2 protein-coding genes are annotated in these 2,694 nt (G+C 63.7%); both read left to right on the top strand.

What is annotated here, in order from left to right; genetic code table 11:
* Positions 1 to 539: 539 nt before the first annotated feature.
* Positions 540 to 1,862 carry an NAD(P)H-dependent oxidoreductase gene (locus NKH12_RS30205; protein ID WP_352956449.1) on the top strand — a complete coding sequence of 441 codons (1,323 nt, stop codon included), beginning with the start codon at positions 540 to 542 and terminating at the stop codon, positions 1,860 to 1,862.
* Positions 1,863 to 1,882: 20 nt separating this feature from the next.
* Positions 1,883 to 2,694, top strand: an 812-nt coding sequence (locus NKH12_RS30200) for a xylulokinase (protein WP_352956448.1), incomplete at its 3' end; no start/stop codon positions are given.

Genomic DNA, 2,694 nt, shown 5'->3' with positions numbered 1-2,694 from the left:
GGTCAACACTACTCGTGGACATGGACAACCTCCTCGCCCCGGGTCAGTCAGGGAAAGCAGCACACCCAGCGTTTCGGAGGCGATCAAGTGCTGGGGCGAAAGCTTCCTGTGCCAAGGCAATAGCTTTCGACCTCTGCCATGTTGCCGAGGTCGAGATTACGCGCGTTGCAAGCCCATCATAACACGAAAAAGCATCTGCGGGTGCCGCCAAATGCGGTGAATTACCTTACGCGAGCGCACTCCCGAATGCTCTTGCGCTGAAGGTCAGGTTCCCGACCTCGATTTGGAGATTCAAGTCTGCAACGCCTAAGGTCGTCAACGGGTCGGCAGCGGTATTCCGTTTCGGGTCCCAAGCGTCAGGTTTGACCACTAGCTGACCGCGCGGCCAAGTAGCATGCCAAGGGCGCACAAATTGAAATCACAGAATATTGGGGGGACGGCTCCCGAATTGCCGGGTTGAAATATTTTTCATTTGGAAATAGGAATGTTCAAAATGATGACTTCGACGCTGCGGCGCGTCAGAAACTGGAGGAAACGACATGGCCCATCCGCAATTTGCAGCGGAACTTTTGCAGCGCGCTGAACAGCAGGGACCGATCACCATCGGGCTTGCCGGCGCCGGGCAAATGGGCACCGACATCGTCGTCCAGGTCGCGCTGATGCCGGGCATGCGGATCGGCGCCATTTCCGAAGTCAGGCCGCAGGCGGCGATCGATGCGGCGCTGCTCGCCGGCCACGATCGCTCGGACATCGTGCAAGCCGGCAATGCAGCAGCGATCGACCGCGCCATCGAGGCCGGCAAGATCGCGGTGACCGAAGATTTGCATGCGCTGGCGGCGGCAGGCCGCATCGACGTCATCATCGACGCGACGGGCAATCCCAACATCGGCACGCTGTTCGCGCTCGAAGTGATGAAGAACGGCAAGCATATCGTCATGCTCAACGTCGAGGCCGACATCACCATCGGCCGCTTTCTCAAGGAGGAGGCGCGCAAGGCGGGCGTCGTCTATACGGGTGCGGCCGGCGACGAGCCGGCCTGCACGCTGGAGATCATCGGCTTTGCCAAGAGCCTCGGCTTCAACATCATCGCCGCCGGCAAGGGCAAGAACAATCCGCTGAAGATCGACGCAATGCCGGCCGACTACGAGAAGGAGGCGGCCGATCGCAACATGAATGCGCGCATGCTGGTCGAATTCGTCGACGGCTCGAAGACGGCGATCGAGATGGTGGCGATCGCCAATGCCACCGGCCTGGTGCCCGACGTGCCGGGCATGCACGGCCCGACCGCGACGCTGGAGGAACTCGCCAGCGTGCTTTGCCCGCGCGAGGATGGCGGCGTGCTGCACCGCAAGGGCGTGGTCGACTATTCGATCGGCAAGGGCGTGGCGCCCGGCGTGTTCTGCATCATCGAGACCCGGCATCCGCGCGTGCTGGAGCGCATGATCGACCTCAAGGTCGGCAAGGGCCCCTATTTCACGATCTTCCGCCCCTATCATTTGACCAGCCTGGAAGTGCCGCTGTCGGCGGCGCGCGCCGTGGTCTACAAGCGCGCCGACATGGAGCCGCTCGACCATCCGGTCGCCGAGGCGGTGGCGGTTGCCAAGAGCGACCTTGGCCTTGGCCAGTCGCTCGGCATGATCGGCGAGAACGACTATCGCGGCTTCGCCATGACCTGGGAGGACGCGCGCGCCCGCGGCGCCCTGCCGCTCGGCCTTGCCGAACGCGCCAAGGTGGTCAAGCCGGTCAAGACAGGCGATTTCCTCACCTACGAAAACTGTGTACCCGACGATTCGATGGTGATAACCCAGATCCGCCGTCGTCTCGACCAGTCGGACGGACGGTTCGTTACGAACGCCGCCTAAATCCGCTGGATTTCCGCCTGATGGACGATGTCGTAATCGGGATCGACGCTTCGACGACGGCCGTGAAGGCAATCGCCTTCACGCGCGACGGCGACGAGCTGTTCCAGGCGCGCGAAGCCTATCCGCTTTCAAATCCCAAGCCCGGCCATTTCGAGCAGGATGCCGAACATTGGTGGACCGCGCTGCTCGGTGCATTGAAGCAGGTCACTGAGGCGGTGGGCACTTCGCGAGTGGCGGCGATCTCCATCGCTCACCAGCGCGAGACCTTCACGCTGATCGATCACGCCGGCAAGCCGCTTATTCCGGCGATCCTGTGGCTGGACGAGCGCGCGCGCCTGCAAGTTATCAGGCTTTCGGCGGAACTCGGCCGTGAGGCGATCCGTGACTGGAGCGGCAAGCCGCCGGACCCGACGCCCGCACTCTATGCGATCGCCTGGCTTGCCGAACACCAGCCGCAAGCGCTCGACGACGCAGCCGCACTCGTCGACGTGCACGGCTTCTTCGTCCACCGGCTGACCGGACGTCTGGTCACCAGCACGGCAAGTGCGGATCCGCTCGGGCTGCTCGATATCAAGAATGGCACTTGGCGCCCTGAGCTCATGGAGGCCGCAGGACTGCGGGCGGACCAGTTGCCGAAGCTGGTCGCGCCGGGTGCGATCTGCGGCGGACTTACCGAAAGCGCTGCACGGCTGCTCGGCCTGAAGGCCGGCACGCCTGTTGTCGCCGGCGCCGGCGCCGGCCCGGCCAAGGGCCTCGGGAAGGGCGGCTATTGCGCACGGCAAACCTATAGTTCGCGGCGCACCGGCGTCGTCACCGGCGGTGATTGCCCGGG

Origin of the sequence: Mesorhizobium sp. M1322, assembly GCF_040318085.1 — a bacterium.
In the GTDB taxonomy this organism is placed as follows: domain Bacteria; phylum Pseudomonadota; class Alphaproteobacteria; order Rhizobiales; family Rhizobiaceae; genus Mesorhizobium.
Note: the sequence above shows the minus strand (reverse complement) of the source record. Positions and strands in the feature narration are given on the sequence as shown.